At 72.4% G+C, this 7,292-nt stretch carries 7 protein-coding genes and 1 pseudogene; 3 read left to right on the top strand and 5 right to left on the bottom strand.

Annotated features, from left to right (window positions below):
* Nucleotides 1–353 (bottom strand): hypothetical protein (locus tag HKK72_RS33320; protein WP_187238400.1); only part of this gene is annotated, 353 nt, incomplete at its 3' end.
* Here HKK72_RS33320 and HKK72_RS42525 point away from each other — a divergent pair.
* Nucleotides 252–500: pseudogene (locus tag HKK72_RS42525) on the top strand (hypothetical protein); the annotation flags it as partial. The gene HKK72_RS33320 and the pseudogene HKK72_RS42525 sit on opposite strands and share 102 nt — an antisense overlap.
* A 352-nt stretch (nucleotides 501–852) precedes the next feature.
* Entirely contained in the window at nucleotides 853–1,803 is a 951-nt protein-coding gene (locus tag HKK72_RS33310; RefSeq protein WP_187238399.1) for a DUF222 domain-containing protein, read from the top strand.
* Here the strand turns inward: HKK72_RS33310 and HKK72_RS33305 are convergent.
* The 4 genes from HKK72_RS33305 to HKK72_RS33290 all read right to left on the bottom strand — a co-directional run bounded on the left by HKK72_RS33305 (nucleotide 1,763) and on the right by HKK72_RS33290 (nucleotide 6,631).
* A complete protein-coding gene (locus tag HKK72_RS33305) occupies nucleotides 1,763–2,320 on the bottom strand; it encodes a hypothetical protein (protein WP_187238398.1) in 558 nt (185 codons plus the stop codon). The genes HKK72_RS33310 and HKK72_RS33305 overlap by 41 nt on opposite strands.
* A gap of 147 nt (nucleotides 2,321–2,467) precedes the next feature.
* On the bottom strand, nucleotides 2,468–3,799 hold the full coding sequence (locus HKK72_RS33300) for an SLC13 family permease (protein ID WP_222721455.1): 1,332 nt from the start codon (nucleotides 3,797–3,799) through the stop codon (nucleotides 2,468–2,470).
* Complete coding sequence (locus tag HKK72_RS33295) at nucleotides 3,792–5,330, bottom strand: carboxyl transferase domain-containing protein (RefSeq protein ID WP_187238397.1); 1,539 nt, start codon at nucleotides 5,328–5,330, stop codon at nucleotides 3,792–3,794. Before HKK72_RS33295 ends, HKK72_RS33300 begins: the two co-directional genes overlap by 8 nt.
* Before the next feature lie 92 nt (nucleotides 5,331–5,422).
* A complete protein-coding gene (locus HKK72_RS33290) occupies nucleotides 5,423–6,631 on the bottom strand; it encodes a winged helix DNA-binding domain-containing protein (protein WP_187238396.1) in 1,209 nt (402 codons plus the stop codon).
* A gap of 79 nt (nucleotides 6,632–6,710) precedes the next feature.
* Here HKK72_RS33290 and HKK72_RS33285 point away from each other — a divergent pair, with 79 nt between their 5' ends.
* Entirely contained in the window at nucleotides 6,711–7,283 is a 573-nt protein-coding gene (locus tag HKK72_RS33285; protein ID WP_187238395.1) for a uridine kinase, read from the top strand.
* The last annotated feature ends 9 nt before the right edge of the window (nucleotides 7,284–7,292 follow it).

Genomic DNA, 7,292 nt, shown 5'->3' with positions numbered 1-7,292 from the left:
GCCCACCGCACGCGATGCTTCAGCCGCTCCGGCGGCTGGATGGAGTCACGGGGAACAGGCGGCATCGACGTGCCGGCGAAGCCCATCACACCGCGCATGGGCCGCCATCCGGTGGGGACGAGCAGGGCGGTGACCAGGTTGATCGCCTGGGGGCGGGCCCGCACGGACGCCGCCGACAGTTCGCCTCCGGAGCGTGAATCCACGTGACGGTCTCCGTCGGAATCGCGGGCGTCCAGTCCCGGTCGAGGAGGATGGACGCCGACGCCAGAGGACGACCACGTCCGCAGCGCGCTGGACGTGCTGGGCACCCCGCTGGTCACGCTGCCGATCGCGGTCGTCGTGGCGATGGTCACCTTCGGACGCGGCGCGGGATGGACCGGCAGACCCTCGCCAGGTCTCGGGAGCAGTCACTGCCGCCCATCGCGGGCATCCTGCTCATCGTCGCGGCCGGCGGCGGGTTCAAGCAGACCCTCATCGACACGGGCATCGGCAAGGTCGTCGCCGACTGGGTCGAGGGCAGCGGGCTCTCGGTTCTGCTGCTGGCGTGGCTGGTGGCCGTTTGTGGGACAGACCATCGAGTCGTGGTCGGTGATGGAGACCGTCATCTCCGTCGTCGGCCTGGTGCTCGTGCTCTTCGCCAGCCTCTTCGTCTGAGGCGCCTGGCCCAACAGACCGCCCTACGGGCCCGGCCGTTTTGGCGCGCCTTTCATGCGCGCACCCGATATCGAATTTTCGAGCAAATCAATCATATTATCGCTAAAGAATGCCGGAATCGGAAACGGGCCAATCGGAAACGGGCCAATCGGTACAGGCCAGTGGACGGAGTCGCCTCCGGGGCCCCGGTTGGCATGCGTGCTGGCCGATGTACGGTTGGCGGAGTTGTCGGATGAGGAACTGGTGGAGGTGATGGCGGCCTCTCGGCGGCAGACCTCCTGGGCGCAGGAGCGGGAGATGTCGGCGGTGGCGGAGCTGTCACGCCGCCGGCACCAGAGCGAGAACGGTCCGGCGGCCGCCGGTTACGGGCACGTGGGGATCCACGAGATCGTGACCGAGGAGGTCTCGCTGGCGCTGACCTTGACCGCTACCGCCGCCTCCGTGCTCGTGGTGCGCTCTGAGCAGCTCGCCGAACAGCTTCCGCTCACCCGGGTCGCCTTGAGGACCGGCCGTATCGACATGCGCCGCGCCGAGGTGATCATCGATGCCGTACGCGGGCTGGATGACGCGCTGGCGGGCGCGGTGGAGGCGGCGATCATCGCCGAAGCACGCGCGCTGACCACCGGCAAGCTCCGCCGGCGGGTCACAGAAGCGATCAGGGCGGCAGGCCCCGAAGCCGCCCGGGAGCGAAAGAAAGCGGCGGTCAAGACCGCCGCATGGAGCTGTTTCCCAACTCCAGCGGCACCGCTGATCTGGCGTTGCGGGATCTACCTCCCGAGCCGGCCGCCACCGCACATGCGCATTTCCCACGTGCAACCGCCAAGCGGAACGCTGCGACCTCGATCACACGATCCCCTGGCACAAAGGCGCCAGAACATGCCGCTGCAATCTGTCCCCTTTATGTCGAAAACACCATCGCTTGAAGCAGCATCCCGCCTGGAAACTGCTCCAACCGTGGCCGGGGCTATTGATCTGGATCACGCCATCGGGCACCTGGCATATGGTCAGCCCGCAGTGACCCAATGTGGTGCATTCCATCCCGAGCCTTTTCATACGTCCTGTTCACACTCATGCGCCGGAGCGGTGTCCACCGACGTCGGGATCGCGGTTACCGGGACGACAGGTCGAGCACGGCGGTGCCGCCCCTGACCGACAGCACCCGGACGATGAGCCCACGGCCCTCGATCTCGGGCTCCTGTCCGCAGTAGGAACCACTGCCGTCCGGCTGGAAGACCAGGCTGCACCCCGGCCCGGTCTGCGCGGTGCCGGTCCCGTGACGGGAGGTCGTCTTGATGCTGACCTCGTCATGGTCGACCCCGACGACCGAGAGCTCGGTGGGCCCGGACCGGCCGTCGAGCCTGATCCTGGTACCAGGTGACACCGCGACCCGGCACCGCCCGTGCAGGCACGCGGCCGTGCCCGTGCGCTCGGCCGGGCTCGGCGACACCGACGCCGAACCCCGCGCCGAGTGCTCCGGCCCCGGAGCGGCGCCGGCCGGCGGGGACCCGGGCGGCACGGTCGTGGACGGTACGGTCCCGGACGGCGCGGTCGTGGCCGGCGCGGTTTCGCGCGAGCCGTCCTCGTCAGTGGCGCATCCCCCCGCGACCAGGATCGTCGGCAGCGCCATGACGGCGATGGCGGTCGGCCTCAGCACTCCGATCGACATGTCCATCACGATCCCACCAGGGGATTAGCTCCGCCGAAGGCATCTCCGGCGCCGACCGATCCAAGACCCCGCCTAGGGGCGGGCATGACCGGCCGCGGTCATGGCAGACCACGACCCGCGGGGGCGGCGCCGCCGCCTCCTCGCCGCTCAGGCCCCGAAGACCCGGATGCTCGCCCACAGAGCCACGGCCCCGGCAGTGACCGCCTGGCGGCACGGTGAGCACGCCCAGGCCGAGGAACTCGCCCATGAGCGGCTCGGTGTCGTGGTGGCACAGGATCCGCCGCCACAGCAGCGTCGCCAGCGCCCGACGTAGGTCAGGTTGGGCCCGACGTTGACGCCGATCAGGGCGGCGAGCAACAGGCCGGGGGCATGCGGGTGACCGGCCAGCCCTTGCGCGAGCACCAGCACGGCCGGGAGGTTGTTGACGAGATTGGCGAGGACGGCCGCGACGGCCGCCATCGCCAGAAGCGCGGCCAGCCCTGCCGAGACCGGGAGCAGAGGCTCGACGAGCCGGTCCAGGCCGGCGTGCTGTACCGCCCGGACCGTCACCCCGAGGCCGAGGACGAAGACGCAGAACCCGGGGCTCGCCGCCATGACCAGCCGCCGGGTGGTGGTGCGGCGGCGCACCAGAGCCCTGGCACCGAGCGTCACGGCGCCGAGGACGGCCGGCCAGACCGGGCCGATGCCGAGCGGCGAGCTCACCGCGAATCCGACGAGTGTGGATCCCAGCGTCACCAGGGCGAACACCGGCACGTGCCCGGGCCGCACGCCGGCCGCTCCGCGCCGGCGCGGGTGCCGCGTGGGCGGCAGCTCGTCGCGGAAGAACCAGCGGAACGCAACGTACTCCACGGCCAGCGCCGCGAGCCATGGCCCCGTCATGAGCAGGGCGAAATGCGTGAAGGTCAGACCGACGGCGCCGCACACCAGCAGGTTGGTCAGGTTCGAGACCGGCAGTGGAAGCGATCCGGCGTTCGCCAGATGCGTGCAGGCGTAGACGTGCGGCCGTGCCGTGACGCCGACTTTGCGCACGGTGGCGAAGACGACAGGGGTGAGCAGGACCACGGTGGCGTCCAGACTGAGCACGGCCGTCACCACCGCGCCGATCGCGAAGACCAGGCCGAGCAGGCGCCGCGGGTCCGTGCGCGACGCCCGCGCCATCACCGATCCCGCCGCTGTGAACACGCCCTCGCCCGCGGCCAGGTGGCCGAGCAGGAGTATCGCGGCCAGGAATCCCACCGTGGGGCCGAGGGCGGCCAGCTCCTCGACGGCGAGCCGCCACGGCAGCAGCCCGGTCAGGACCGCCAGCACGGCGGCCGGCACCGAGGCGGCCGCCTCGGGCACCATGCGAGGCCGTACGACGGCGACGGCCAGTACGGCCACGAGCAGCAGCCCGGCCGCCGCCAGGGGGATCGGATGAACGCCGGGACGGAGAACCCCGAGGTGGACGAGCGCGGGGCTGTGACGCACGTCGTCAGGCACGAGGACGCCACCGGTCGAACGTGCGGTGGCGCCGAGCCGCAGGGCGGGCGGACTCGTCCATGTCGAGCAGGTCGGCCAGTTCACTCGCCAGCGCCCCGGCGACCCGGCCGCAGAACTCCTCGGCCTCGTCGGCCGCGTCGGGGCACTCCGCGATCACCCGGTCGACGATGCCGTCGCGCAGCAGGTCGAGCGACCGGACCCCCTGCGCCTGCGCCATCTCCGAGGCGCGGTCGGTGGTCCGGTGCAGGATGACGGACGCGCCCTCGGGTGGCAGCGGGGACAGCCAGGCATGCCGGGCGCACAGAACCCGGTCCGCCGGCAGCAGCGCGAGGGCCGCTCCCCCGGCGCCCTCGCCGAGCAGGACGCTCACGGTCGGTGCCGGAACTGCGATGAGGTCGGCGAGGCAACGGGCGATCTCGCCGGCCAGGCCGCGCTGCTCGGCCTCTGGCGAGAGCGCGGCGCCGGGAGTGTCGATGACCGTCACGACGGGCAGCCACAGTTCGGCGGCGAGCCGCATGCCACGCCGCGCCACCCGCAGCCCGGCCGGACCGAGCGGGCGGATCCGCTGCCCATGGCGATCCTGTCCCACGACGACGCAGGGAGCGGTGCCGAACCGGGCCAGCGCCAGCACCACTCCCGGCTCGGTCTCGCCCTCGCCGGTGCCCGACAACACCGTGACGTCCCGAGCTCCCACCCGCAGTACGTCGCGCACGCCCGGCCGGTCATCGCGGCGAGTACGTTCGATCGCCTCCCAGGCGGGCACATCGGTTGGTACGGAGCGGGGATGCCCCGATTCCGCCGGAGCAGCGCCGGGGCGTCCCCGCTGCGTCGCATGCCGCGGCGCGCACAGCACGTCGAGAGCACGGGCGGCGACGGCGCCGAACTCCTCCACGGCCACCACCGCGTCGATGACCCCGTGGGCGTAGAGGTTCTCCGCGGTCTGCACGCCCGGCGGGAACGACTCCCCGCACAACGCCTCGTACACCCGGGGGCCGAGAAAACCGATCAGCGCGCCGGGCTCGGCCACCGTGAAGTGCCCGAGCGACGCCAGCGACGCGAGGACACCGCCGGTCGTGGGATGACGCAGGTAGCTCAGGAAGGGCAGCCCGGCCGCGCGGTGCCGCGTCACCGCCGCCGCGACCCGGGCCAGCTGCACGAACGCGGTCGTGCCCTCCTGCATGCGGACACCGCCGGACGCGGGCGCCGCCAGCAGCGGCAGACCCTGCCCGGTGGCGCGCTCGGCCGCGCGGACGAGCCGCTCGGCGGCGGCGGTCCCGATGGATCCGCCCAGGAACGAGGACTCGCACATGACGAGGGCCACCCTGCGGCCGCACAGCGTTCCCTCGCCGGTGACGACCGCCTCGTCATAGCCCGTACGCCTTCGCGCGGCGGCGAGGTCCCGCTCGTAGCAGGATCCGGCCGGGGCGCCCGGCCCGGAACTCGGCGTCTGTGGTGAGTCGTCCCAGGAGATCCAGCTCCCGGCGTCCAGTACCCGGGCCACCAGCGCGCGGGCGTCGACGCGGGCGGTCATCAACCCATTCCATCAAATCGATGTCAGGCGGGCGGAGTGCCCCCGCGTCGGACGGCCGCACCGGAGTGTCGTTCACGCAGGTCGGCCGATGCTCAGGGTCGGTCGGCGCGCAGTGAGATCGGCGCCAGGTAGGTGTTGCGGGGGCCGTCACCGAGGGGCCCGGGCGTGGCGGTCCGCACCGCCCGCAGGTCGGTGCCGATCGCCTCGCCCAGCCGGGCGACCTGGGTCTCGAGATCACCCCAGCGCTCCGTCAGAGAGGCTCCGAAGGGCGCCACCGTGACCGTGCCCTTGTCGTGGTCGAGCTCCCAGATACCGGCCGCCATGCCGTCCACGATGACCGTGGACGTTCCGTTGCCGGACTTGTCGTAGACCCGGGTGTAGTCGGCCTCGTCGACCTGGCGGACCCGGCCGGCCGGCGAGGTCGCGTAGCCCATGAAGTAGGCGTCCCAGACCGGCAGGAGCCGTACTCCCCGGCCTTCGTCGGCGTCGGTGCCGGTGAGCCGGTCCAGCTCGTCGGCCGTGGCCCACGCGTCGGCGCCTTCGAGCGACACCGCGACGATCTCATCGCCGAGATCGGCGAGCGCGGTGGCGGTGTCGCGTTTGGTCCAGCCGGTCCACCACTTGAGGTCGTTCGCGGTCGCCGGTCCGAAGGCGCGCAGGTAGCGGCGGGCGAGTTCGACCCGCGCGGCGGCCGGCTCGATCGGGTCGAGCGGCGTGCCGAGCCAGTCGGTCCAGAGCGCGTAGGCGTAGTTGTCGCTGCGCCAGGAGCCGCGCACTTCGGAGCGTACGATCCGGCCGGTCCTGCCGAGCAGCGCGACCGTCATCTGCAGCGCTGACCCGTCGCCGGGCAGATCCGCGGCGAGCAGTTCCCGGATCTGCCGTACGGTCACGGGCGGCCTGCCCGCCATGGCCGCCTCGATCCGGTCCGCGAAGGCGAGGATCTCGGCCTCGGTCAGCCCGGTCCATTTGGCGGTGCGCTTGACGGTCTTCTCCGGCGCCTCGCCCGTGCACGCGAAGAGCGCGGGCAACAGGTCGAGCGGCTCGATGTAGCTCATGCCGCCGCGCATGCAGCGAAGCCGGACCAGGCCTCGCTTGACGTACAGCTCCTCGTCGAGGTGGCCGAGGCGGAAGTCTCCAAGCCTGGCCGCACAGGACAGATAGCAGGTCGGCGCGGTCCCGTAGATCCCGGCGGTGGCGGTGACGACGTCGGCCACACCACTGCGCCCGGCCCCGGCCAAGCCCTGCTTGCGGAGCACGTGGGCCCGTGCCTGGTCGAGGCGGACAGCGGTCGGGTCCGACAAGGTGGATCTCCATCACGTCAGGGGGCGGGAGGCCACGGGCGGCGACGGCCGACCGCGTCCCCTTTGGGAGTATGCCGGTATGACAGGGGCGATCACGACATATTCGGCGCTCGCACAGCGGGTGCGGGCGCTGGCGCCCTCGTGCGGGCCCGTGCGGGTGGTGGCGATCGACGGCCCGAGCGGTGCGGGGAAGTCGACGTTCGCCGGCATCCTGGCCCGGTCGCTGGGCGAGGCGCCGGTGGTGCGCTCGGACGACTTCCCGGTGCCGTGGGACGGCGACCCGCTGGCGTGGTGGCCGCCGCTGGCCGCCGAGGTCCTCCGCCCGCTGGCGGCCGGGCGCCCCGGCGGATACCGGCGCTACGACTGGCGGCTCGGCTCCTACGGCGACCGGGTGGAGATCCCGGCCGGCCCCGTACTGCTGCTCGAAGGCGTCGGAGCGGCGTGGCGAGGGTCGCCGGCCGCCTGCCGGGTCTGGATCGACGCCCCCGAGGACGTGCGACGCGACCGGACGCTGGTGCGGGACGGCCCGCACCTCGCCGAGAGCTGGGATCGGTGGAGCCGCTGCGAAGAGGCCCATTTCGCCGCGGACGGCACCCGTGCCCGCGCCGATCTGCACGTCGACGGCACGGCGCCGTACGAGCCCGGGCGATGATCGCCGAGG

The organism is Actinomadura sp. HBU206391 (assembly GCF_014323665.1).
GTDB lineage: Bacteria > Actinomycetota > Actinomycetes > Streptosporangiales > Streptosporangiaceae > Actinomadura_C.
This window is presented reverse-complemented; position numbering and strand designations above follow the sequence as displayed.